This window comes from Flavobacterium sp. (assembly GCF_036405015.1).
Taxonomy (GTDB): domain Bacteria; phylum Bacteroidota; class Bacteroidia; order Flavobacteriales; family Flavobacteriaceae; genus Flavobacterium.
The window spans coordinates 1-26,136 of record NZ_DASWYK010000086.1; the positions used below are offsets into that span (position 1 = coordinate 1).

A 26,136-nucleotide genomic window follows, 5' to 3' on the forward strand; every position below is an offset into this window, starting at 1 on the left:
TTAATTTTCCAGCTAAAATGTTTAATTACGGAAAACCGTAAAGAAAAATAAAAGCAGTTTAGTATGTTTGAAATTTCCTTTCAAATAAATTTAAAATAACCATAGAAAATCCATTAACAAATAACAGTCATTATGGAAGATATTACAACAGAAATTATTTTAAAAGTTTTAGGTATTGTCGCACTCATTATAGGAGGTGGGGCACTATATTCAAAAATCAAAAAAAGAAGTTCGGTTCAAAAAGATATTACAATTACTGGAAATCAGAACAAAATTATTGGCGGTGATGATAAATCAACTAGTTAAATATGTTTTCTAAAGACACTCAGAAAGATATCAAAATTGATGGAGATAACAATAAAATAGTTAAGGGAAATAATACCGAAAATCATTTTCATGGTCCCACCAGTAAATTGTCAAACTTATTCGCATGTTTAAAAACACAATTTGAAAATCAAGATAACGAAGAAGAGATTAGAGATATTTCTGATAGTTTAAGTAGATACTTAAATCCTAAGGATACACTTGGTTTGGAAAAAAAACTTGAGTTGCAAGGGAAAGAACATTTTGAAGAAGACTTCAGTGAACTTAAGCAACTTTTTTCTAAAAAGCTTCATTTATACAGAAATTATGAACCGGCAAGAGAAATATTTACTTTTTTATTGGCAATAATTCTTGAAAAATACAGAAATGTTATAAAGCCATTAATTCGCGACAATGCAACAGAAAAAGAAATTCTACAAAACATCTCGGAAAAAATCATTGATCCAATAAATAGTCTAATTCAAAGCGAAGGATGTGACGACATTATGGGGCTTAATTCAGAAATAATTGAGGGAATGTATCATTATTTGACAGGAAACTGCCATATAAACTGGGTATTATGATTGTATATCAACCATCTTTTGACTTATATCATTCCATATATAGAATGATAAACATTTTAGGACATTTTAAGTATGGAGATTCCATAGAAATTGATCGACTAAGAATTTGGGATTATTATTTGTTGTATCCCAATAAACTTAAAACAATTAGTCTTAAAAAGGAAGAAAATGATATAAGACAATTAATAAATAATTTTGTCTTACGCAAACAAAATCCTTACGAACAAATATTTAATGACAGAAAAATGTTTGAAAAAATAAGGCCTTATCAAATGGGTGCATTGAAATATTTAGCTTCAATCGGATTAATTGACAAAGACTATTTAAAAAGTAATAAAATTTCTAAAATTTCAAATGAGATCCTTAAGGAGTTAAAACTTATCACAGATAAACTCAGTATACAAGAGGAAAATACTATTAGTTTATTAACAGGACATTTTTATTACATTCCATTATCTGGAAAAGATGGATTAAAAGAAAGAACAAATCTTCTAGAAAGCAAATATGATGCATAATAATCTTTTTGTAAACAAACTAGTCATTTTTACAGAAAATGGAGAAGTCGCCTATAATGAAAATTTCCATCGAGGAGTAAACATTATCAGAGGAGACAATAGCAGTGGTAAATCAACTATTTCACATTTTATTTTTTATGCTTTAGGTGGATCATTTAACGAATGGGTTAAAGAAGCCAGGAAATGTTCTGTAGTTTATATTGAAATTGAATTAAATGGAGCGACAGTTACTTTGAAAAGAGAACTAAATTTTAATGAAAAAGGTGAAGCTAATAAAAGCCAATCAATTGAGTTCTTTTGGGATACGTATGATATCGCAAAACTAAATACAGAAGGATGGCAAAAGTTTAATTATAATAAAACAACTGATAAAAAAAGTTTCTCAGATGTTTTATTTGAAAACTTAAACATTCCAGTTGTTAAAGGTGACAATAATATCACAGTGCATCAAATCCTTAGATTAATTTATATAGATCAAGATTCACCTACAAATTCCCTTTTTTTGTATGAACACTTTGATACCACTTTGACTAGAGAAACGGTTTCAGATTTACTTCTAGGCGTTTATAGTCAAGATTTATATGACAGACAGCAAGATTTAGAAAGCTCAAGAAAAGAATTTGAAGCATTAAAATCCGAAATTAACGTCATCAAAAAATTTATTCCAAAAAAAGAAGACTTAATACCAGCACATATAAAATCTCGAATAAGCAATAAAGAGATCGATATTGTAAACGTTGAGAGGAAGATATATAGTTATAAAGAAGAAAACAAACGTGTAACTTTTACAAAAAAATCACAACTTGAATTCGAAACTTTAAATCAAGAAACAATCAAGCAGCGAAGTACTGTAAAAAATATAACTAATCAGATTAGAAATTATGAGCTAGAGAATGAAGACACAAATTTCTTCATTAAAGCACTTGAAAATAATCTAATTGCAATCAAGAATTCAATTAAAACTAGAGACTTCCTTGGCAAATATTCCTTAGAAAATTGTCCTGAATGCTTAAAACCTATAAGTGTAGATGCACGAGAAGATATTTGCAGTCTTTGTAAAACGGAAATAGACAATACACAAGGAATTACCGAAGCCCGGAAGATTGAACAAGAAATATACTTCCAAATACAGGAGTCAATTAAGATAAATAACAAAAAAGAGAAAGAATTAATTGATTTAAAAGCGAAACTCGAATTTGAGAAAGGCAAACTTCACCAGATGCAGTTAAGAGTAAATCAATCACTAAATGACGTTAGAAGTTTCAGAGACGAAAAAATTGATACACTATATGAAGAAAAGGGATTTCAAGAAGGAGAATTATTGCAACTTCGGACTTTATTAGAAAATGCAGAAATATACCAGATAAAAAAATCAAGATACGACGAATTAGAATCAATAATTGAGATTTTAATTGAGAAAATTAGGCTTTTAAAGAACCAACAGGAAAACCTCAAATCGAGTATTAATAAAAGTATTGAAAAAATTGGAGTATACCTTTTAAATAATGATTTAAAAAGACAAAAAGATTTTTTTGAAGCGAAAGAATTCCATATTGATTATAGAAACAATCTTGCCTTTATCGCCGACAAGAATGCAAAATATTCGGCAAGTTCAAGTTTTTATTTAAAGAATTCGGCAAGATTTGCTATATTCTTAGCTTCATTATCAAATGACAAAATGAGATTTCCTAGATTTATTCTTTGCGACAATATGGAGGATAAGGGAATTGAATTGGCAAGAGTGCATAATTTCCAAAGAATTCTAATTAGTTATTTAAAAGCTTATGATCCTCAATCTTATCAATTAATTTACACCACATCATTTATACCTGATGAACTCAATAATACAAATTATTGTGTAGGTGATTTTTATACTGAACAAAATCCAAGTTTAAAAAACGTCTAAAATAATTGCATTTTTTTACTTGCTTTATCAAATACAATTAAGCCCTCTAAATTCCTAGTGGTTTTATGAATAAAATTACAAGTACAAAGTGGGAAAATTAATTTTACACACTGTTGAAAGATAATTTAACTAGATTAATGCGCCTTAACAAATTTATATGTACTTATCAGAACTTAAACTTTGGAATTTTAGAAAATATGGTTCAAAGACATTTGAAATCAATAAGCCCAATTTACATGTTCCTTTCGTAAGAGGACTAAATCTTTTAATTGGAGAAAACGATTCAGGTAAAACCGCTATTTTGGATGCAATCAAACTAGTTTTAAAAACTCATGCCTATGAATGGATAAAAGTTGAAGATTCCGATTTTTTTGTTGATGAAAATTATAAATCTGAAAAACTGAGAATTGAAATTCACTTTTCTGATATCTCAAACGATGAAGCAAAAAACTTCATAGAATGGTGTGGTTGGACTGAAGAAGTCATCGATGATAAAGGCAAAAAAGAAATACGACCGAAACTTATTTTAATCTATCAAGCCGAAATTAGAGACAATAGGATTGTTCCGTCAGATGTCAAAGCGGGAATGGATGGAGTTGGTCATTTATTGAATGCCGAAGCAAGAGAATATTTAAAATGTACTTACTTAAAAGCTTTGCGAGATGCAAATATAGAACTAACAGCAAAAAAAAATTCAAGGCTTTCTGAAATCTTACAAAAGCATAAATTATTTTATAAAAATAAAGGAATTCCACACCAATTTGAAACTGATTTTAAAGAAATAAACGACAAAATTGAAAATCATTTTAAAGACGATAAAATACCTAATTCCTATTACGAGCAGATTACATCTACCGTTGACGGTTATTTAGAAAAATTTATAAATGACAAAACATTTTCACTTTTCTCCTTAGGAAGTCCTGAGATTAAAAATATTCTTGAAAAGCTAAGCTTAGGAATTGTGGAGCGAAATAACCTAGGACTAGGTACGATGAACCGTCTTTTTATGGCTGCGGAATTGCTTCACTTAAAAAGAGATTGGGATGGTTTGAAACTTTGTTTGATTGAAGAGTTAGAAGCCCATCTTCATCCTCAAGCTCAAATGAAGATTATAGAGGCATTAATTGAAGAAGGTGATAATGGAATTCAATTTATCTTAACAACACACAGTCCTAATATCTCTTCAAAAGTTGACTTAAAATCGTTGATCATTTGTAAAGATAATGAAGTCTTTCCTATGGGAGAGGGTAATACCAAACTGGAAGAAAATAATTATATTTATTTAAAACGTTTTTTAGATGTTACTAAATCTAACCTCTTTTTTGCAAAAGGAGTAATAATAGTTGAAGGATGGTCGGAGGAAATTTTAATTCCTGAAATAGCAAAAAAATTAGGATATAACTTGACCAGTAAAGAGGTTTCTATTATAAATGTTGCTTCGGTTGCCTATCTCCATTTTGCAAAAATATTTCTAAGAAAAGATGAAAACAAAAAAATGAAAGTTCCTGTTTCAATAGTAACTGATTTAGACAATAGACCTGATGAGAATGGAATTTTCACTAAAGTTGAAGATTTAGATGCAGACAATCACGCCAATCTCATAACAAAATATAGTAATTTAGAAAAACTTAAAACTGATCTTGACAAAACCAATGTAACATTGGAACTTGCGCAAGAATGGACATTAGAATGGTGTCTATATAAGTCAACTACATTATCAAACTTATTTAAAGAATCTGTCTTAGAAGTACATTCCGGCACAGAAGAATTTAAAAAAAACAATACAAGTTTTAAACCAGAATTTGAATCTAAATTAATTTCAAAACTTAAAAAAGAAAAAAAGACCACGGGACTTGAGAAAGTAAAAATTGCTTCTGCTTTAGCCAGAAAAATAGAAGAATCAAAAAGTCTGATAATTGATGACACCGATCCATACATAAAATATTTAGCCAATGCAATAAAACACGCTTGCAGCCATGGAAATTGAAAAACATATTAAACATGCTCAGGCAATTTTCATTGACAATAAGGATTTTGATACTGAAAGAATTGAATTCATTAACAACCTTGAAACCTGCGACTTATTAGCTGTACCTGGAAGCGGAAAAACTACTGCTTTACTCGCTAAATTATATTGCCTATCTCAAAACTTACCATTTTCTGATAACTCAGGAATATTAATTTTATCACACACTAATCAGGCTGTTGATGAAATAGAGAACAAACTGAAAAGAGATTGTCCCAAACTTTTTGACTATCCAAATTTTTCAGGTACAGTACAGAGTTTCGTCAATAGATTTCTTGCAAATCAGGCATGTTTTGAAAAACATGGGTCATATATAAGAAAGAATGATGATGATCTGATTCATGATATAATTCTTAAAAGATTAAAGTTAAAAAAAGGAAAAGCATACTGGTTTCTACTAAATATTATAAAAGCCAAATTTAATAAAATCGAAATCTCTTATCTGGCTGGAAAGGGTTTAGAAAATGTAGATCAATATTTAAAAAAGTTAATAAATCTTAAAATAATAAATAACAAGAAAGAATTTAAGTTTGATTATGACCTAATAACAAGTTCAGACTTGTCTTTTGTTGAGCGAAAAGTTCTTTTTGATTTTAATAATTATTTAAAAGGCGAATGTGAAAATGATTCCAATTGGTTAGATGTTATAAAAACAATCAGGTATAATGAAGACAAGGACAGTTTCAGTTCAATTAAATTTAAAAATGATTTAAAAATCATCACTGACTCTGGAAAAGAACTTAAAGAAATATTTGATGAACTGAGAATCAATGGTAATTTGAGATATTACGACTCTTTTCAATTAGGCAGTGTATTCTTAAAAGAAAATCCAGTAGCAAAGGAAATTCTTCAAAAAAGGTTCAAATATGTTTTTATAGATGAAATGCAAGATTTGGAAGAACTGCAGATTAAAATTATTGACGATATTTTCTTAAGTAATGGGGCTAAAACAATTATTCAGCGAATAGGAGATATAAATCAATCCATTTATAGTGGTGGAAAAGAAGTAAAAGTGGAATGCGATTGGAAACCACGAAATGTAAAATATTTAAATAATTCATACCGTTTAACAAAAGAGACAGCAAGCTTGGTTAATGGTTTTACATTAGACCCGCAAATAGATGAAAATCTTAACGCTCGTTTTGTCGTTAAAGGCCTAAATATTCTTCAAAAAAAGATAAAACCTCATTTAATACTATTTGATAAAAATACTACTGGTGAAGAGATTCATAAAAAGTTTGAGAATTTAATATATGAACACAAGTTAAATGAAGATGTAAAAAATTTAAAAAATGGTTTTAAAATTATTGGATGGAGCACTATTTGGAAAGAAGATGAAAATGGTACAGATAAGATCCGCTTGAAAGACTTATTTATTAATTACTCAAAAGAAAGCAGAGCAAAAAAGGAAAATTTTGACTGCTTAAAGAAGCATTTACACTTGTTTGATCAAAACAAACAAACATTAGAGTCTGCAAGAAAGTCTATTTTAAATGCACTTGTTAGAATTTTAAGTATTGAATCAATACATAAGGATAAGTTAACTTTCCGATATTACAGGAAAAGCACCTTAATGGAGTTTATCAAAAACAAAGGAGAAAAGGAATATGATGATTTCAAACAAAAGATTTTTATCTGGTCTTTTAACTTAGCCACAAAAAAGGACTATAAAAACGTTTACGATGAGTTAAGATTATTTATAGAAAGCGAATTTATAAAATGGAATTGGAACGATGATGAAAATTATAATTCCAGAACAATCGAAAAATCAAAGGATTTTATTGAAAGCAAGCACTATGAATTTAGTCAAATAAAATTAGATACATCAGGAATTATTAAGGAAAAAAAAGATTTCGAAATAGAAATAAATTCAGTTCATTCGGTAAAAGGACAAACACACTGTGCAACAATGTATATAGAAACTGCTTATAAAACTCCTGTTTATGAAACAAATAAATTATTCAGACAAACTAAAAAGAATCCACTTTTCTTTATAAATCATGATTGTAATAAACCAACGGGTAAAGAAGCATTGAAAATGATGTATGTTGGATTTTCCCGCCCGACACACTTATTATGTTTTGCAGTTTTAGAAGAAAATGTAAAAAAAGATTTAGACGAGTTAGCAAGGTGCGGTTGGAAAATTGAGTATGATTTAATTAATAAAAATTAATTTATGGGCCATAATTTTAATTTAAATAAGCAGTCATTACAAAAAATTGATAATCTGCTACCAAGATTAAAACATTCTGTTTCTTCTTCAAAAATTATCAATTGGCTAGAAAACTTTGATGATGATAGAGAGATGGAATTAGCCCTAGATTTATTGAGTGTTTATGAATATATTCCTTTCAACGAATTTATGTTTCGTTTAAATGATCTGTTAAAAGAATTATTTAAAAAAATTCCAAAAGGAGATAAAATTATTGTTTTTCCTTATGGAAAAGTCGGCAAGAGTGCAACTTTAGTAACATATCCATTGAAGAATACAGATGCGTTTAAAAGTAGAAAAGATGATATCTTGATGACACATGATTATGAAAATGTAAAAAATCCAACATTATATAAACATATTATTTTTATCGATGATTTTATTGGTAGCGGTAAAACTTTCTGCAAAGAATTTTCAAAACCAGATTATATTCAACAATGGATAAAGCATAATAAAATCGATAATGTATATATTCTTTCATCAATAATGATGGTAGAAGGCCAAGATTATATTTTAGATCGTTTTCCTGAAATAAAAATTGTTTCTGAAGAAAGGAATAAAATTTTCGACACCTCTTTGTCTCCTTTAAAAATTCTAGGCACTTTAAAAGAGATTAAGAGAATAAATTCAAAACATGGCAAAAAAATACCCGTTTCAGGTTCACATCCCTTTTATGCACATTTAGGATATGATAATAGTGAATCTTTAATATCTTTTTTTCACTGCACACCTAATAATACCTTGCCAATTCTATGGGGCAAAAGTTCAAAATGGAATCCACTCTTTCCTCGGATGGCTAATATAAGAATGGATGAAGCAAGAGAATTTAAAAAAGAGATTGCATTTTATATAGGTATTTGCAATAGGTTAGGGATAGATATTTTGACTGGAAAATCCATTATTGAAGTCATTAAAGGTAAATATGTTAGAAAGAAAAAAAATAATAATAAACAGGATCATTCTATCGTAGCTCTCCTTCAATTAAAGAGTCTTGGACATGACAATCTCATTATTTGTCATTTACTAGGACTATCAAGAGAAGAATTAAGAAAAGTGTATATTGAAGCTAAATACAAAGGCCTGGTGAAAACTAAGTATGATTTAAGCACAAAAGGCATTCAGTTTTTAAAAGATCTAAAATCAAAAACTCAAAAAGAAAATTTCAGAAAAGAGACAGATCAAAATTTGGCTATAAAAGAAGAAATATTATATTTACCACAAATGCTCGATGGATTGACGTAATTTTTTTAGCAAATAACCTTCTAGGTTTTCTCGGTGTAGTTCGCCGAGAATCATTAAAGCTACTTGATAGCATAACATAGCAACAGTCTTAGTAATCAAATTTTGTCATCGATAAATCCAGTAGGTTTATCGATAAAGCCAAGGCTAACAAAACTTGATTAATAAGAATATTATTTAACACTCAAGAAAGAGTAAAATTATTATGTCATTTCCAATCGAGCAATTTATTAAAAAAGCGCAAGAGCAAAATAAATCTGAAAAATTTATACAAACTTGCCTTTCCTATATTAAAAAATTATCCGAGAAAGAATTGCCGGTTATTTTTTCATTGGAACATTTAGCAATACTGATAGGAGTTCAATCAGATTTCCTTCGTGTCCTAATAGGGGATTCTAAAAATGGCTTTACTGTTGATGAATACGAAAATGAATATAAATACAAAAGATATAATTATTTCAAACTAAAAAAACGTGATGGAAAATTCAGGGAAATAATGTCCCCTGCTAAAGATCTCAAGTATATTCAAAAATGGATATTAGTCAATATTTTAAGTAAATATTTACTTGCTGATAGCTGTAAAGGGTTCAGAAAGGATATTTCAATTTACGATAATGCAAAAGTACATGAACACTCAACGATAATTTTAAAAGTTGATCTTTTAAAATTTTATGACACTATTACTGAAAAAAGAGTGTATGGCCTTTTCAGATCTCTAGGGTATGTAAATAATCTTGCATACTCATTTGCGAAAATTACAACAGCACGACATAGAGAAAGTTACTGGGACGATTTCGATCAAAATTCTAAATCAATTCTTGGACAACTAGTAGAAAACAAACCTGCTATTTTGCCTCAAGGAGCTCCCACTAGTCCAATGATTTCAAACATTCTTGCTACAAAAATGGATTATAGATTTGAAGCTTTGGCAAGAAAACTAAATTGTAACTATTCAAGATATGCTGATGATTTGACTTTTTCAATCAGTATTCATGGTAAACTTCCATCATTGAAACTAATTAACAAAATTATATCTGAAGAAGGTTTTTTCATAAACAATCGAAAAACTAGATACATGAAAAGGGGTTGTAAACAATATGTTACTGGCCTTACTACTACCAACGGAATAAATATCTCAAAAGAATATCGGAAAGGAATTGCCGAGCATATTTATTACTGCAGAAAATTTGGAGTTGCCGAACATTTGGAAAGACGCAAGGCCGAGTTCCCAAAATACAATAATATTAGATTTCATGATTGGCTTTATGGACATATGTGCTTTATAAAATCAATTAATGAAAAAGCGAGCAAAAAAATGTTAGAAGATTTCAATAAAATAAATTGGTATGTGTAACAAAGCTTATAAAAAATGTAAAGAAACACGTAATATAAAACAGGTATATGTCTTTGATCTGAAAATATTGTAACTGTATATAATAACGGAGCTATTAAGCTCCGTCATCAACAAAGGAATAATACGTTTCGGGAGTAATAATGAGATGATGCATGAGTGTGATATCCATAATTTTACCTGGTTATCTGCTTATCCGCCTCGGAAGGCTTCACCTGTCCTGAGGGATGGTTATGAATCATAATCAGCGATACGGCATTTGCTTTAAGGGCTGCTGCAAAAATCAGCCTTAGGTCAACTGAAGTGCCGGCGATTCCTCCCGAGGATACTTCATAAATGCCCAATACCTTATTGGACTGGTTCAGAAGCAGGATCTTGAATTCCTCGAAAAACTCAATTGTATCGGGATTCCAGCAATGGAGCGCCAATTGGTAAACCGTTTTGGAAGATGTGATATAAGGTCTTTCAGAAGCTTTCACTTTTGTTTTGTAGATAAACTGGATTTCTGCTGCCTGATTCCAGTTTTGGAGTGTTTTCAATGTTTCCATGATTTCCAAGATTAAAGATTAATACTGGAACCTGAACCGGGAATGAGAAAGCGAGCGAAAAAAGCAACGCAATAAAGCAGGTTTTTCCGCATGCATTTATGGGGGATTTTTTTTCGGCGAACCGCCTTTCCTTCCCGAACTTTGTTTCGGAATTAAGCCTGAACACCTGAGGCAGTATCCCGCCTTTGAGTGTCTGCGCCGCGGAATTCCACAAAAAAACCGAAAACTAAGTTTCGGCTCTTTTTTCCTTTTTGTTTTTAAGGCGCTTCTTAATCTGATAGAGGTTCTTATTGAGAAGCTTTAAAATCTGCTTGTGATGCGGAGAGTTCTTGTTTTTGTCTCCCCTGCACTGCAAGATTTCAAGCGAGGGAAGCGCCACTTCTATGGTTTCCACAGGCTTGTTTTCAAATTTCGCAGAAAGGATAAGCGAGTTTCTCTTTTTGTAGTATTCGTTGGCAAATACGCAGTGGCGGAGCATATCGCCCTGCTCTAGAAAATCATGCACACTCTCCAATACGCAGATCGAGAGATTCTCCTTATTGAACTCCAATCCGAAAAACTGTTTCTTCTGCTCCTCATAGGCAAACTGCGCCTGCTGTATTTCAGCACGAAGTTCTATTATACGCTGGCGTCTCTGGATTCTGCGCTTTCTTTCCACTAGCCTGTCGTGCATCTCTTCCAAATTCTCAGGACATACCATATCGGCATTATTCAAATCCTTTTTGAACCATCTGAGCAGGAAAATATAATCTTCCCACATTGTAAAGTCCTTTACCTTGTAATTGTTTTTAATGCAGGTTTTGACTGCCTGCCAGTTCTCCCTGATATGCTGAGAGTGCGAGGTGAGATAATGGGCAAGAAAATCGGTCTGCCCAGTTTTGAGAAGCGTCTCTGCGTGGGAATCTTTCAGAAGAGCCGTAAACAATATCTGAGGCGCTATGCCGTAGAAACTGCCCTTGAAGCCGTTTCGTTTCAAAACTGAAATCGTTTTTGAACACGGATAGACCTTATAGGGATTGATGCGGTATTTTGGGGAAGCCTCAAAACTTTTCGGGCGTATTTCCAAAGGGGTGTAATATTTCCAAGCATCATACGCCTGTGAAAATACGTTTGTGCCGAGCGAGAGCGTGCGCACCTCCCCTTTTGCGTCTATCCAATGCTGCATCACTTCCTTATGGAAATAAGTCGGCAGGAAGTTCTTTTTCATATTCTTGTGAGAACAGATGATGCGCACGACCTGAAATCCCCCGCATACATCCAAAACGGCGAAGTATTCGATTTCCTTGAAATGCACCTGATTGTACTCTTGCATTTTCAGCTTTCCATTGCAATGGGCGCAGCTGATATACTTTTGGCAGGACGCTTTCTTGGCATCAGGCTTCCAGGAGTGCGTGCAGTCCAGGCAATGGAATCTCCCTCTTGAAAGCACGCCCCATTTTATGAAAATGTTCTTCTCTGCCCAAATCTGCATCTTCTGCGGTACTGGGGCAAGAGTTCCGCTAAGGGAAGTAATCTGCTTTTCGATGATGGTTTTGGGTATCATAAGTCAAAGAGTGTAAGGGTTTTGGATTTGGGTTTAGGAGCGGTAACCGCCGTTTTTGCAACGGCGGTATTCTGCGAAACCTCGGGAGCGGAAGTGAACAAATCGGCCACAGCAGGCTCTTTCACTACAACCCTGCAGTTTATGGGCTGAGGCTGTCCGATGCTGTCATCGGAGTAGTATTTGAGCGCCATGTCAAATATTTCCTGATTATCAAAGGCGCACTGCCCCGTTTTTTTGACCTCCCCGAAAATGTAATTGAGACAGCTTTCCAAGTTTTTGGACTGCTTGGCGAAGTCCTTTGCAAAGACGTCATCGGCAAGGGCGGTCTGATTGAGGTAGTTTTCTATGGCGGTCTTGAAGTTTTCTGAAGCTTTCATAAGGAATGATTTAAGATTGTACAAGAAGATTATTCAAAAGAGGTTCTGTAGATGTCATAACAGTACTCCTCAAAACAGAGCCAGCACATAAAGGTGTAGTGAGGCAGACTGTATCTGTCTTTTACCGCTTCCCCTAGGGAGTCTTCGATTTCTTTTCTGATGTCTTCCAAATCATCCAAATGTTCTATATAGAATCTTTTGCAGTCGGCGTGATAGATAAACTGGGATATCATACCGCTGATGCATCCGCTTCTCTGCATGTCTTCAAGGAATGCTTTCAGCTTTTCTTTTTTTGTTCCGTCATAGGACTGCATTTCAGAAAGGATTATCTTTTTGAATGCATCGTGAAGGTCATACTCGGCGTATATTGATTTTTCCAAGGCTTTCATAACTCGTTTCTTTAGGCTTATACATTTAATCGGATTAAAATGGCAGGTCGTCAGGCTGCTCCTTTCTGTTCTTTTTCGCAGGGGCTGACTGCTCCTGCAGGGCTTGCGCATCTGAGACAAACACCAGTATTTTGATGCTGCTTGTATGAAAAGTAAGGCTCGCTACAGCTTTGCCCTCAGAATTGAGATAGGCATTCACTCCTATTCTGCCGAAAAGCTCCACCATTGCGCCTTTTTTGAGCCATTGCGCAACACCCGAACTGAGCCAGTACGAACAGTCGATGTAAGTGACTATTTTTGTTATTTCTGCGCTACCTTTGGCTTTGTAGCTGTCGTTGACTGCAATTGAAAAATTTACCACCTCCCTGTCATTGGCTGTTTTGGCAACAACTGCATCTCTTGTTAATCGTCCTGTGATTTCCATGATTTCTAAATTTTAAATGATTATTGTTTTAAAATTTCTTTCCCCCTGCCTTTCCCAAACAATTGTTTTCAAAAGAAAAAACGAAAAAAAAGAAAGCGGCAATAAAGCGGGCATCAAGGATACGGAGGGCTATAAGTCCCGAAGGGCGGCAGGGCCGTTATGCGCCTGCAGAATCCGGGGCACGCTAACTTGGCTGCCTTTTTATCCGTTTCGAATGAAAACACTTAAATCATTACCAAAAAATCTGAAAAGAAACTGATTGCTATACGCAGAAGGCATGCCCTATCGGAGAACAGCAAGGATATCCAAAATGGAACTTAACGTAGAGTCTGCTTTAGAAAAGAGCATTATGAAGACAGATTCTTCAATTCATCAAAAGAAAAAGGCTCGTGGAAATTAATAATAAGATAGCTCGTCAAATTTTAAAAAGCTTTGCTATCTTATAAAAAAAAGACTACGCAATTACCAATGGAGAAGCCATAATCCACATTGAAATTTAGCTACCTGCAAGCACCAAAAGCATTCTGCAAATTAAAAGTCGTTTTGAAAGATTTATAAGTTTATTATTATATATTTGATAGGAGGTACACCTAAAGTCTGTCAGACATATCTACCCAATTTAGAGGTTATATGTATGAAGTTATCAGAAGTATATTCTACTTACAGGAAAGCTCAAAATCAAGAAACAATAAAAATGGAAATTTACTCAACTGACCTAGTTAAAATTGAAAATATTTGCAATCACGAAGCTGGCCATTATATTATAGCTAGAGAATTAGGTTTTAGCACTAACGGAATGTCAATAGAAATGCGGACAAATGGGCATTCTGGAGAGTCGGTAATAGAACCGTGGACAAGTGGAATAAACAATTTTACAGAACTCGAAAACTATCTTAAGCGTAGGATAAAAGTGTTATACGCTGGCGTAATATCCGAGTCATTTGAAATGGAAAATTGCTCTGATTACGCTTTGAACGAGTGGAAATCAGGTGGAGGAAAAGACGATCACTCAAAAATAAGGGAACTTACACAAGTATTACGAAATATTATCTATCCAAATACAAAAAACGAACCAGAAGCGCAAAAGGAATTGACCAACTTAGATAGTGAATTATTTGCGCAAACTGTTGAAATTGTCAAAAATCGATTGAACTTAATACATGGAATTTCCTCAATGCTTTCTGAAAAAGTAAAAGAATATAACATTAAGTACTCCTTGACAGAAAGCGAAATTAATGATGTTGCGAATATAAAAGAACTATATATAAAATAAAGAGCCTTTCTGTAAAAGCTACCACAACAGGCTTAGGCAATTGGCTTAATGGAAAGATGTTTTTGTATTTGGGATGATTTGGCAAATCCAAAGAATGGGGTTAATTTAGCCTCAAACCCGCTGTAGTACCAGAACGTTAGTTGCAACCAGAGGACTAGGCTACAGATAAAAGAAATTAGACGTCTGAAATGACATAAAATGATTTGATAATGAAAAAATATTTTTGCGGTATATTGATTGCATTTTTATGTAATGCTTGCCTTGTTGGTTGTGCAGTATATCCAAAATCAACAACTAGTAAGTGGTTAGAATATGAATTACCACCTTCTAAAATAGTAAAAAATGGTTCTGCTTTTTTTGAAGGGAAACTATCTGATGGCGCTACGTTTTCTGTATTTTATGATAACGAAATTGATAATGATGGAGAGTATTATTATGCCTTGTTAATGCAAAACTGGGGCTGGACAAGGAATGGCGACACTTGGTCAGCGACACAAGGTTCTCGCAGGGAAAAAAGAGGTCATATTTACATTAATCCTAAAAGAGGTGTAGCAGTTTATTTTTACCCGCAGAAGCACTTTAACGCTTTTAAGGTAAATATTAGTCAAAAAAATGCCAAACCCTAACGCACAATACAAGAGATTTAGTCAATTGGCTTAATGGTAAAATATTTTTGTATTTGGATGATTTGTTTCGCCTGTTCACTATATCATTCGGGTGAAAAAACCGAAGAATGAGCTTAATTTAGTACCAAACCCGCTTTAGTAGCGGGACGTTAGCAGTTGTTTTACAGAAACATAATATGAAGAACTTTTTTCTAATCATCACCTTTCGCAATAATCTATTTTGTCAATCTGAGAAGGACTTTAAATATATTGCGGAGCTCGATTAAGAATGTCTTTACGAGCAGTATTCTACTTTTAAATAATGCTGAACAACTAAAATTTTTCCTTCGCTACTTCTGCTCTTTTTTTAACACTAAATGAACCTGCGCAGGATCGTTCAAAAGACGTTCTATTTCTGAATGAATAATATCTTGGACATCCTGTTTAATCTGCAAATAGTTCCGCTGAATCATCATCTCATCAATTTTGCGGACCCGCGGGATGTCTTTAAAACTTTCTTCTTCTTTTCTCAAAGAATCATGATCATTAATAATCTCGCTGTGAAAAGTTTTGAGTTCAATTTTACAGTCGGGATTATCGGCCACCATGCCCACAAATTCTCCCGAACTGAGTGCTGAAATTTTAGATGGCGGAACTGCCGATTCCAACTGTTTGGAACGGCTAATTGAAGTGTCGCTGCTGTTGATCGAAAGACTCTCTCTGTCCTGCAGAATTTTGCCAAAACGCTCTGATAACTGCTTGGAGGTATCACCTGTTACCTGTCCGGAAATGATGTTTCCGGTGATATTCATTATGACATCTGCCTGCTCTCTTCCGTAGTCCTTTCGAAGCTGGCTGAAATCCTGAATGCCTAAACAGGTGGCCACTTTATTGCTTCTTGCCGTTGCAATAAGGCTGTCCATATTGTTGAGATAAATGGTCGGAAATTCATCGAAAATCAGGCTGGATTTGAGCCTGCCTTTTTTATTTACCAGCTTTACCAGCCTGTTAACATACAGGGATAAAACTGCTCCGTAAATCTGTATCTTCTGCGGATTGTTTCCCATGCAGACAATCTTGGGCTCGTCTGGATTATTAATATCAAGAGTAAAATCATTACCTGACAGCACATAATAAAGCTGAGGAGACGACAGGCGTGCCATTGCAATTTTAGCAGTGCCGATCTGCCCCTCCAATTGGTCATTTGCCTCATTCAAATAAGCACTGACAAAAGGATTAATCAGCACCTCAATTTCCTTTTCTGTCCTCAGTAATGTAAAAAGATTATCGTAATCTGCCTGCATAAGTTCAATGACGTGCGGCAGGGTACAGAATTCCCCATCACTATACTTTCTGAGATACCAGATGACAGCGGAAAGAAAATTAATAGGAGACTCTACAAAAAAGTCTCCCTGCTTTCTAATCCATTCCCTGTTGAGCCCCATCAAAATAGTGCGGGCAGATTCCGATGCGTCTGTAATATCTTCCATTCCTTTTGGATCTAAAGGATTGCATCTGTGCATAATTTTATCAAAATTTATAAAGTAGCATTTGGGAATTATTTTATAGGCCTCTTTATTTTTTTCAAATGTATTGTAGACAATTTTGGAGAGATCATCATACTTGAAATCATATACAAACATGCTGAATCCTTTCTGTATATGCTGGGTTATTACATGTCTGATGACAAAATAGGATTTTCCGGAACCGGGACTTCCTAAAACCAGCAGTCCCCGAAACGGATTTATAATATTAATCCAGCTTTTCCGGATCTTATTTTTCAAATAGTAGCGGGCAGGAAGGTTAATGGAGTATTCATTTTCTAAAAGCCTTTCTTCCTGTGGAAATGTTTCATTCTCTTTATTAAAAACATCTCCATTCTGAAATTTTGTTTTTATTATCCTGGATAATAAAGTTCCTCCTGAAAGCATAAACAGAAACCCCAGAGATGTTACGCTAATATAGATTCCAGATTTGTAAACTCCATTAAGGGGAAGATAAAAAACAGTCGCTGCGGCAAAGTAAACTACCAGGCCGTTGAAAATATAAAGTAAAGCTGTTCTGTAATTCATCTTCTGGTCTTTTTTCCCTTTCGCACCAATTAGAGAAACTGCCAATAGCAGCAGTGAAAAAAGTTTGGATTTATGGAAATCATCAAAAAGTCCAGTCTTGGAAATCCTGCTTAGTATCTTCTCTATGATTTCACCTGCAAGATGCCAGCGCACAAAAGCTTCATAGCAGTAAAAATAAAAATGTAGTACCAGTATAACGACACTAATTAATCTAGTCATGTCCAGTATTTTTCTCAGCGCCTGTTCATTCTCTCCTGTCTGCATAGCCATTTTCTTTAGATTTATAAATTATTAGGACGTCTTCTTAATCTTTTCTTTTTTGATGCTTTTTTAAGCTGATTTGGAACATAAAAAACATCATTCTCAACCTTGGTTATTACCTCTATCATCTTTAAAACAGCAGATTTGAAATTAAGGGATTTTAAATCCTGCTGCAGGTCTTTGAAAATGTTTTCCTTATTAGTTTCCTGCCCAACAGCTTTGTGAGATTTAGGTTTCTCAGGCAGAACTTGAATTGGCTTTTCTTTTTCATTTTCAAAAGATAAACGGCATCGCTGCTCTATCAATTTAGCACTGTAGGGCTTTCCTAAATCGCTTCCGTTAAATACGCATTTTGAAGTGTGGTCCACATAAGTGATCCCATAAAGCTGTCCCTGTACACTTTTTCTGAAAACCATGTTTATTCCTTCCTTTCTCAGCTTCAAATCCAAGTCAGAAAGCGAAATGCTTCTGCCCAAAAGTATAAGGTCAACCGCATTGGCAATTCTCTTCTTCTGAGATGCCGTCTTAGCATTCTGCAGAAACTTCACCTGCAGAAACTTTAAAGTCGGTTTACTATAAAAACCGCTTGATTTCAAAGGAACACCCACAGGTTTTCCATTCTCGTCCAGCGTTCTGTACACAAGACCATTTGTTTTGAATATTCTTGAATTTTCCTCTCCCCTGTCTGCCTTTACATTATACAGTCCCAGCACTGCATTCAGCTCGGAGAGGCTTTTGTATTTATATGCCGGAAGCACATGATCAAGAACCAACTGTACAGCGCTTTTTGATTCTGTTCTGCCATATTTAATCTTTGAAAGCAAAACTGGTTTGATAAGCTCGTGCTTGGTGTTTTTCTTATCCTGAGCCCGAACCAGACCGAACACTTTTTCAATCTCCTTTCGCGCTGCTTCAGACTGGTTTCTTCCTATATTCTGCATATCAATCCTAGTGCCGTCTTCCCTAACTTTTATAGACACCAGATGCAGATGCGGATGTCCTGCATCATAATGCCTGTAAATTAGATACGGCTGGTTTCCAAAACCTATTTTCTGCATGTACTGCGATGCTATTTCAAGCATCTTTTCGTTTGATAATGCAGATTCGGAAGGATCAAAATTCAGTGAAATATGCACGCTGTTCCTCTTTACATTTTCATTAAGTTCATTCTGTTTCAGAAGCCTGTTAAGCTTCATCGCACCTGTTAATCTTGCAGCTTCCAGAGGGTAATTTCCTTCTCCGATACATTCGGCAATTCCTTCTTTCACTTTATTTTCATTGTAATTAAAAATGTTATGCACAGAATTCCCCGTCTTAATTACTGCAACCATTTTTCAGTAATTTTCTGGAAGTGAATTTTAATTTCCTCCACCTTCTCCAAAAGCATTTTCCGCTCGAATTCCGAGTTTAAAATCCATGTTTTAAACTCCGGAATCTGGTGCAGGGTATGCAGTTTTTTTACAGACTGATTGAAGTTATTTCCAAGGCGGTGAAGTTCGCTTTTCAGCTTGATAACCTCAACCATAAATTCATCAAGAGACTCGCTTCTATACTTCACCGTAATGGGCTTATTGAATAAATGCATACGGATGAAATCGCTGAGTTTTCTGCAGGTGCTGGATTTCCATTTTCTTTCTATTTTCTGATACTCTTCAGGCGTAAAACGAAGCCCTACAATCCGTGTTCTTTTTGAAGTTTCTTTTTCCATCATCTATCTTTTTCATTATTCCTTCACACATTTTTAAGCTTACGGTTTCACTGCCCACGAGTTCCGAGTAAAAGGGCAGCAAGATTCGGTTGTTTAACAAACGGACATCTTGCAGATTGCTGGAACGAGGCAATCTTTCGGATATTTAAGATATCTATCCCTATGAGCTTACTCAAACTTAAATTATCCAGCTAAATTAATTAAGCACTTTGGATTAAGCCCATCATGGTTATATTATGTCCATGAGAATCGAGAATATGGTTATTATCTTTACCTCAGTTGAATATTAATTTAAAACGCTGGAATTATGATTACAAAAAATGATGTTGCCAAGGTATTTGATACGGTTTTAAGTATCCCTGGCATGAGTGAGATGGTGAAAATCGATTTGAAAATTTCACGTAAAAATGTTCTGCTTCTGAGCCATTTTATAGAACAGGGACTGCTGCTTGAAAAAGACGATTCAAATCTTATGGGAATTGTTTCAGAAGAAAGTCTAAAGGATATGAAAAACATCTCAGAAGAATGTCTGCAGAAAGCCAGCCTGGTGGAACTGAATGAAAAACTTCAATCTTTAAGCCAGGCATTCAAGTAGTAATATGAACTTTGAAAATTCATTAAAGCGCCCATCAAATAAACGTATTTAATGGGCACTTTTTGATAATGCAGAGAATCACAACTGGCTTGATTTTCAGAACTTTTAGCTTGATTTTAATAACAGTTTTATAAAATCATACATCTAAATTTGTATATCATTTTTTCTTTTCCATCTTCTCAAAACCGAAAAGAAAATGCAATTTTTCAAGTTATGAAATTACAAGTCAATTTAAAGAATATTTTTGTAGAGGCAACCTGTTTGCTTTACGTAATGCTGTTCGTTTACGCAGCAGTAAGCAAATTACTTGATTTTGAAAATTTTCAAGTGCAGATTGGTCAGTCTCCTCTTTTAAGTGCTTTTGCTTCTTGGGTGCCATGGACAGTTCCTCTGGCTGAACTATTAATTTCAGCACTGCTGATTTTCAGTTCAACGAGATTGTGGGGCTTAGTATTAGCTTTCAGCCTCATGTTTATGTTTACAGTATATATTTTTATTATACTTCATTACAGTTCTTATGTTCCATGTTCGTGCGGGGGTATTCTGGAAAAAATGAGCTGGAATGCTCACATGTTCTTTAATCTGTTCTTCGTTATCTTAGCTTTTATCGCTGTAATATTAAGGAGCGGCATAGAAAATAAAACTAAAAATAAAAAACAGTTTATCCCGTCTGTAAAAACAATGATTTTCTCCTGCTTTTTAGGAACAATTGCTGTTATTGTTTTGTTTGTATGGTCTGAAGAGCTTATGCATTATAGCAATCCTTTCCAACGAAGATATCCTAAGAATACTGCGGAACTGATAAAGCAGCTAGATTTAGAGTATAACTCGTTTTACATTGCCGGATTTAACAACGGCAGATTATATTTGGGGAACTACAGCAATCCGCAGATCCTTGTTTCCTTTAACAGCAGCCTGAAAAATAAAAGGATTGAAAAAATTGACTTTGACCCCAAAAATATTCCTTTCCAAAACGTTACATTAAGCGTGAGGGGAAATTACTTTTATTTAAAAGACGGAAGGGTTCCTGCCTTTTTCAGAGGCAGTGTGAAAGACTGGAAAATTAGCAAAAAATTAAACGGCATGCCTAATTTTACGCAGGCAGAACCAGCTGACAGCACTACAATACTATTCCGTAACAATAGCGGCGAAAATCTATCAAATGTACTTGGGGTTTTCCATTCTGAAAATAAAAACAAGGTGAGATATAACCGCTTTCTCTTAGAGAAACAGATTGATGGTATTTTTGATACAGATGGTCTATTAATGTACAGTGAAGATAGTGAGAAAATGATTTATTTATATTATTACAGAAATGAGTTTACTGTCGCAGGGAAAGATCTCAAAATTGATTATACGGGGCATACCATCGATACCACTTCAAAAGCAAAAATTAAAGTTACCGCTGTAAAGGGCGGAAGGGGAAAAACCATGTCAGCTCCTCCATTAGTTGTTAATGCACATGGTTCAGTTTTTAAGAATCTGCTGTTTGTCAATTCAAGAATAATGGGCAGATATGAGAATAAAAAAAGGTGGGAACACTCTTCCGTAATTGACCTATACGATTTTAATAGACACTCCTATCTTTTAAGCTTTCCAATATACAATATTGAAGGAGATAAACTAAAATCATTTATCGTTACCGATACGCATCTGTATGCACTTGTAGGAAATGCTGTTGCAGTTTATGAGCTGAAAGAAAACATAAAAAAAGAATTAAAAAGCGAAGTGACAAAATCGAATTGAGCTTTTAAATTATACCGGCCGGTTTCAGGATAAAAAGATCGAACACCTGTAAAAAATAGTAGATCAATGTTTAATATAATTTATAATTATTATGAAAACACAATTTAAAAATTTACTGCCGATTGCCGTTGTTGCACTGGCAGTATCCGGTGCCTTTGTTACTGCCTCGATGCAGAGCACATCAAAACTAACTGCACCTAAAGTGGGCTATCCGCGAGATGCAATGGGAAACTGTATACTTGATCAGCCGCAGAACTGTAACACAACCGAAGTCCCTTCCTTATGTTATATAGGCGGCGGTACTAGCGGTACCCGAGCTTATGGTGAAGATCTGGACTGTCAGGAGATTCTATTTCGTCAGCCATGATGTAGCCTTAAATGTGAATGCCGTTCAATTGAACGGCATTCTATTATTCTATTGATTCATAATTATTCCATTGCTTTTTTTATCCATGGATATATTTTTTCATCCTTCAGATAATAGTTCATCCACTGCAGCACCCTTTCAGAAATATCCTTTTGGTTAATTGGATTTACTGGCACATGATTTTCATTGGGATATAAAAGCAATACACTTTTTTTGCCAAGCCTTCTAAGAGCCAGGTAGTATTCAACACTTTGATGCCAGTCAACCTGATTATCTTCTTTTCCGGTCCACATTAGAAGGGGTGTATCCAAGTGTCTTATCGATTCAAGCGGGGAGTTTCTGTCAAAATCTTTAGGATTTTCAAAAGGGTTTTTTCCGCTCAGTCTCCATTCTTCAGTACCAAAACGCCACATATTAGGTTTTAAATTGTTCCATCCCACACTTAGATAATAGCTTTTCAGATCTGTTATGGCCCCACTGGCGACAGCAGCGGCAAACATGTTGGTGTGATTGATGATAAAAGAAGTTTCATAGCCTCCGAAAGAATGCCCGAGCAGCGCGACCTTATTTGGATCCACTAGACCCAAATCGATAATTTTATGTGTCCCAGCAGTTACGCAGTCAAGAGATGAGGGCCCGACATTTTCATTTTCATGAATGATATCAGGGCGAAAAAAGAAATAACCCTGCGCGGTAAAAACAGCCGAATTGATTCCAGATGAGTTGTAATATGTAGGATTCTGGTAAATATGCAGATCCTGCGACTGCTCTTCATAAATGTTCACTATCATCGGATATCTTTTTTTAGGGTCATAATCTGCAGGATAATATAAAATACCTTTCAGAGTCTTTTTTTTAGAATTTTGAAATTGTATCAGCTCAGTTTTTCCCCAGTAGAATTTTGTATGCTGAGGATTACTCTGAAAAATTGTTTTGTCTCCAGACAATTTCTTTCTGGAAATTATGCGCGGGGGCATATCAAATTTTTGTTCCGTGACAAAATAAGTGTGTTTTTTTGAACTGTAATTTAGATCGCTAAAGTAAGAATCCCTAAATACAATCGGCTGTTCGCCAGTCTCTTTATTCCATGTTAAAAAACCTGTTTTTCCATCATCTCCTTCTCCACGCAAGAGAAGTGTTTCTTCCAAATCAATGTTTGGAATAACAACTCCATTATATTTAAACGCCAATGGATTTACATTTGGAATTTTTGCAATGCGGAATCTTATTTTTGATTCGCGTCCATGCGTAAGTCTTCGTGCTGATTTACCGTCAGGTGTAATTGCCCAGATATCGAATGCATCATAGAGCAGAATTTCTTTATCCTGCTTTCCCCACGCTGGATTGCCAAAAGTGATATCAGGTTCAAGAGTACGGACTTTTCCTTCAAAGGAAACTCCAGTTTTTGATGTGATATTCGTATGTGATTTTGTCTTGATATCATAAATCCACCAATTCTTTTCTCTATAATAAGCAATGTATCTGCCAAGAGGCGATGGAACTAAATCCCAGTAAATTGATGACTGTCCTTTAAGCAGCAACTCTTTACTGCCTGTTTTAACATCCATAATATAGATATTACTTGGGCCTTGATATTCAAATTGAGGCTCATTATCCTGCGGATTAAATAAAACGGCATGTTCATAATCTCCCGTCAGAAGGACTTTTGGAAGTCTTTCATCAGATATGGCAGTGATGCTTCGAAGATAAGGCTGCCACAGCATTAGTTTTGGGCGCTCATTAAATTTTCCATGAATTTGTTCATCAGGAAATATCCATTTATCATTCGTATTCCATATCTCCACTTTGGATTCCTGATCATTCTTAATCGAAGTTTTCGGCGTTACATTGAAATACACCATTTTTCCGTTTTCAGAGACAGTTAGTGCATTCCCATATTTGTCACTTAAGAGCGCATTATTTGGAATCGTATCGGCCAGCTTAGGGTTAAGTTCAAAAAGTTTTTGTGGATTTAAAGCAAGAAAAAATAATGATTGAATTGTAGAAGATGCATTTTTTGAATAAAATGCAGCAGATTTAGAGTTTTTAGCCCATGTAAAATTGTCAAATGAATCGGTGCTCTCTGCTATTTTTTTAGAGGCGTTGGTTTTACCAAGATTCAGCATATGCAGATAATTAATTCCATTAGAAAATGTCGTATACAGTAGAACACGCGAGTCTGGGCTTAATGAATATTTCTTGACCTGCTTTATTTCCATCAGTTTTTTTCCAAGCGGGATTTTAATCAGCATTTCACCTTGCTCCTGTTTCTTAATAATCAGCACATTATTGCTTTCTGAATAGCTGTAATTCTCGGAGGAGCGAAAACCCTCTCTCCTATTCTTCTCAGGATCAAAAACATGTATGGAGTCCCCTGAGTGGTAAATAAAATAGTTGTCTCGGGTAAAAAGCGTCCGGTTGGCAGATGGAAATGCAAATATTTTATCGTTGGCAATACCTTTGACAAACATAGTGTCTTCACCGTTTTGATAAGTCATTCTAAAGCTTATCCAGTTTTCATCCGGTGCTATCCTATCAGATTCTAAAGTGCCCCACAGAGCGTAATCAGAGAAAGAAAGCTGCTTTTTTAGTACTGCCTGCCCCCTCATGGGACAGGCCGCTACTAAAAACAAAATTAAAAACAAAACTAAAGCAGGTATCTTCGAAAGTAGTTTCTTTTCTTTATTGAGTTTAAGCATACTGTACAATTTAATAACCAGGATTTTGAGGTCTTAGTTTAGGATTGGCAATCATCTCATTCTGTGGAATAGGAAAAAGCTGGTCATTGGCATCCCATCCAGGTTTCACTAACGACAGAACAGCATCGAGTTTTTTGAACCGCTGCAGGTCAAAAAAGCGATGGCCTGATTCTGTGAAGAGTTCCCATCTTCTTTCCTGAAGAACTGCGCTTAAGATTTCATCCTGTGATTGGGCAGTTGTACCGCCAAGTCCTGCACGTGTTCTGATTTTATTAAGATCTTCTTTAGCACCTATCAGGTCTCCTGTTCTGGCTCTTGCTTCTGCCCGTATGAGATACTGTTCGGCTGTTCTTAGAACAATCGAATACTCTTTAGAAACCGCAGTAGAGTTCCGCTCCTTGTATTTATAGGCATGAAACCAAGACTGTCCGCTGTTCTGCACTTTTTTTATCCAGTTTATTTTTCTAAGATCCTGGTCCGAAAACGAATCTACCAGATGAGAACTTAAAGCAGTAAATGCAGGGGGGCCCTGCTCAAATATAAACAAGGTTCCTTCAGGCGTATTCTGGCCCGCTGCAGTTGACGGAAGCTGCCAGATTGTTTCTTTTGAATTCAATAAAAAAACATCGTTAAGAACAGCAAGCGAATACACTGTAGTGTTATTAATTATCGATGATGCTTCATTTGCTGCCTGTTCATAAGATTGGTTTTCCAAATATGTTCGAGCCAACAGTGCTCTGCCGCAGTATTTGTTGGGACGGATCCTTTGAATACTGCTGTAGTTCTCAGGGAGGATCAACACCGCTTTTTCCAGATCTGCAATTATGTTTTTATACACTTCTTCAACACTCATCCGGCTGGCAGTACTATTCTGCCTATAATCTGTACTTCTTATGTAAGGAATACCGCCAAAGAGCTTAACCAGATAAAAATGCGACAGTGCCCGAATAAACAATGCTTCCCCTAAAAGCCTCTCTTTATTCTCTTCTGAAATATTTTTACTGGCTTGAAGTCCTTCAATTACTGCATTGGCGGCATAAATCTGGTTATATGAAGTGTTCCAATATTGTAAAACATTTCCAGATGAAGCTAAAAGAGTATTGTTGTAGAAAGGAATGCTGGGGTTTGACGGCCCACCGTATGCAGTAAGTTCGTCTGCGTAGTTTCCTAACTGATTTGATATTCCCGTATAAGATCCGTTCAGCGGTCCATTATCTCTAATCTTTGCATATATGTCAGCCATAGCCGCATCAGCAGTGGAATAACTGTCAAAAACTGCATCATTTGTTAACTGCGATTTTGGAAGATCAACTTCTACAAATGAGTCGCATCCTGCGAGCATTAAAACAATGCTGTATATGCTTATGGTTTTAAATAGTTTCATAATCTAAGG

The 26,136-nt window shown here is 34.8% G+C and carries 21 protein-coding genes and 1 pseudogene; 12 read left to right on the forward strand and 10 right to left on the reverse strand.

Translation table 11 applies throughout. The annotated features are described in order from the left end of the window. Positions 1–132 precede the first annotated feature (132 nt). The 8 genes from VGE71_RS06970 to VGE71_RS07005 all read left to right on the forward strand — a co-directional run bounded on the left by VGE71_RS06970 (position 133) and on the right by VGE71_RS07005 (position 10,139). Positions 133–306, forward strand: a complete 174-nt coding sequence (locus VGE71_RS06970) for a hypothetical protein (RefSeq protein WP_331137674.1) — start codon at positions 133–135, stop codon at positions 304–306. Positions 307–308: 2 nt separating this feature from the next. Continuing rightward, on the forward strand, positions 309–887 hold the full coding sequence (locus VGE71_RS06975) for an ABC-three component system protein (RefSeq protein WP_331137675.1): 579 nt from the start codon (positions 309–311) through the stop codon (positions 885–887). Next, entirely contained in the window at positions 884–1,402 is a 519-nt protein-coding gene (locus VGE71_RS06980) for an ABC-three component system middle component 5 (protein WP_331137676.1), read from the forward strand. Before VGE71_RS06975 ends, VGE71_RS06980 begins: the two co-directional genes overlap by 4 nt. Beyond that, a complete protein-coding gene (locus VGE71_RS06985; protein WP_331137677.1) occupies positions 1,395–3,308 on the forward strand; it encodes an AAA family ATPase in 1,914 nt (637 codons plus the stop codon). Before VGE71_RS06980 ends, VGE71_RS06985 begins: the two co-directional genes overlap by 8 nt. A 157-nt stretch (positions 3,309–3,465) precedes the next feature. After that, positions 3,466–5,295 (forward strand): ATP-dependent nuclease, encoded by a 1,830-nt coding sequence (locus VGE71_RS06990; RefSeq protein WP_331137678.1) that lies wholly within the window; start codon positions 3,466–3,468, stop codon positions 5,293–5,295. After that, entirely contained in the window at positions 5,285–7,507 is a 2,223-nt protein-coding gene (locus tag VGE71_RS06995) for a UvrD-helicase domain-containing protein (protein ID WP_331137679.1), read from the forward strand. Before VGE71_RS06990 ends, VGE71_RS06995 begins: the two co-directional genes overlap by 11 nt. A gap of 3 nt (positions 7,508–7,510) precedes the next feature. Then, positions 7,511–8,788: a phosphoribosyltransferase-like protein gene (locus tag VGE71_RS07000; RefSeq protein ID WP_331137680.1), complete on the forward strand. Its 1,278-nt coding sequence runs from the start codon at positions 7,511–7,513 to the stop codon at positions 8,786–8,788. Between the two features lie 202 nt (positions 8,789–8,990). Beyond that, positions 8,991–10,139, forward strand: coding sequence for a reverse transcriptase family protein (locus tag VGE71_RS07005; RefSeq protein WP_331137681.1), 1,149 nt, complete (start codon positions 8,991–8,993; stop codon positions 10,137–10,139). Positions 10,140–10,233: 94 nt separating this feature from the next. Here the strand turns inward: VGE71_RS07005 and VGE71_RS07010 are convergent. From VGE71_RS07010 to VGE71_RS07030, 5 genes and pseudogenes are all read right to left on the reverse strand, one after another. Further along, a pseudogene (locus VGE71_RS07010) lies at positions 10,234–10,684 on the reverse strand (JAB domain-containing protein). Between the two features lie 226 nt (positions 10,685–10,910). Continuing rightward, positions 10,911–12,227 carry a PcfJ domain-containing protein gene (locus VGE71_RS07015; RefSeq protein ID WP_331137682.1) on the reverse strand — a complete coding sequence of 439 codons (1,317 nt, stop codon included), beginning with the start codon at positions 12,225–12,227 and terminating at the stop codon, positions 10,911–10,913. Further along, complete coding sequence (locus VGE71_RS07020) at positions 12,224–12,604, reverse strand: PcfK-like family protein (RefSeq protein ID WP_331137683.1); 381 nt, start codon at positions 12,602–12,604, stop codon at positions 12,224–12,226. The genes VGE71_RS07015 and VGE71_RS07020 overlap by 4 nt, the downstream gene beginning before the upstream one ends. A gap of 29 nt (positions 12,605–12,633) precedes the next feature. Then, positions 12,634–12,993, reverse strand: coding sequence for a DUF7222 domain-containing protein (locus VGE71_RS07025; protein ID WP_331137684.1), 360 nt, complete (start codon positions 12,991–12,993; stop codon positions 12,634–12,636). Between the two features lie 34 nt (positions 12,994–13,027). Next, complete coding sequence (locus tag VGE71_RS07030; RefSeq protein ID WP_331137685.1) at positions 13,028–13,417, reverse strand: single-stranded DNA-binding protein; 390 nt, start codon at positions 13,415–13,417, stop codon at positions 13,028–13,030. A gap of 634 nt (positions 13,418–14,051) precedes the next feature. Between VGE71_RS07030 and VGE71_RS07035 the strand changes: the two genes are divergently transcribed. Together VGE71_RS07035 and VGE71_RS07040 are read left to right on the forward strand one after the other, a co-directional pair. After that, complete coding sequence (locus VGE71_RS07035) at positions 14,052–14,690, forward strand: hypothetical protein (protein ID WP_331137686.1); 639 nt, start codon at positions 14,052–14,054, stop codon at positions 14,688–14,690. A gap of 209 nt (positions 14,691–14,899) precedes the next feature. Next, complete coding sequence (locus tag VGE71_RS07040; protein WP_331137687.1) at positions 14,900–15,316, forward strand: hypothetical protein; 417 nt, start codon at positions 14,900–14,902, stop codon at positions 15,314–15,316. 329 nt (positions 15,317–15,645) lie between these two features. On the opposite strand, the gene mobC is transcribed toward VGE71_RS07040, so the two are convergent. The 3 genes from mobC to VGE71_RS07055 are packed head-to-tail and all read right to left on the reverse strand — an operon-like array spanning position 15,646 to position 19,336. Further along, on the reverse strand, positions 15,646–17,631 hold the full coding sequence (mobC, locus tag VGE71_RS07045) for a conjugal transfer protein MobC (RefSeq protein WP_331137688.1): 1,986 nt from the start codon (positions 17,629–17,631) through the stop codon (positions 15,646–15,648). A gap of 17 nt (positions 17,632–17,648) precedes the next feature. Further along, positions 17,649–18,959 (reverse strand): relaxase/mobilization nuclease domain-containing protein, encoded by a 1,311-nt coding sequence (locus VGE71_RS07050; protein WP_331137689.1) that lies wholly within the window; start codon positions 18,957–18,959, stop codon positions 17,649–17,651. Then, on the reverse strand, positions 18,947–19,336 hold the full coding sequence (locus VGE71_RS07055) for a plasmid mobilization protein (RefSeq protein ID WP_331137690.1): 390 nt from the start codon (positions 19,334–19,336) through the stop codon (positions 18,947–18,949). The genes VGE71_RS07050 and VGE71_RS07055 overlap by 13 nt, the downstream gene beginning before the upstream one ends. Positions 19,337–19,643: 307 nt before the next feature. On the opposite strand from VGE71_RS07055, the gene VGE71_RS07060 reads away from it, so the two are divergent. Both VGE71_RS07060 and VGE71_RS07065 read left to right on the forward strand, forming a co-directional pair. After that, positions 19,644–19,931 (forward strand): hypothetical protein, encoded by a 288-nt coding sequence (locus VGE71_RS07060; RefSeq protein ID WP_331137691.1) that lies wholly within the window; start codon positions 19,644–19,646, stop codon positions 19,929–19,931. Between the two features lie 213 nt (positions 19,932–20,144). Next, positions 20,145–21,677, forward strand: coding sequence for a MauE/DoxX family redox-associated membrane protein (locus VGE71_RS07065; RefSeq protein ID WP_331137692.1), 1,533 nt, complete (start codon positions 20,145–20,147; stop codon positions 21,675–21,677). Positions 21,678–22,106: 429 nt separating this feature from the next. Here VGE71_RS07065 and VGE71_RS07070 read toward each other — a convergent pair whose 3' ends face one another. Together VGE71_RS07070 and VGE71_RS07075 are read right to left on the reverse strand one after the other, a co-directional pair. Further along, positions 22,107–24,743: a S9 family peptidase gene (locus tag VGE71_RS07070; RefSeq protein ID WP_331137693.1), complete on the reverse strand. Its 2,637-nt coding sequence runs from the start codon at positions 24,741–24,743 to the stop codon at positions 22,107–22,109. 10 nt (positions 24,744–24,753) lie between these two features. Next, complete coding sequence (locus tag VGE71_RS07075) at positions 24,754–26,127, reverse strand: RagB/SusD family nutrient uptake outer membrane protein (RefSeq protein ID WP_331137694.1); 1,374 nt, start codon at positions 26,125–26,127, stop codon at positions 24,754–24,756. Positions 26,128–26,136 lie beyond the last annotated feature (9 nt).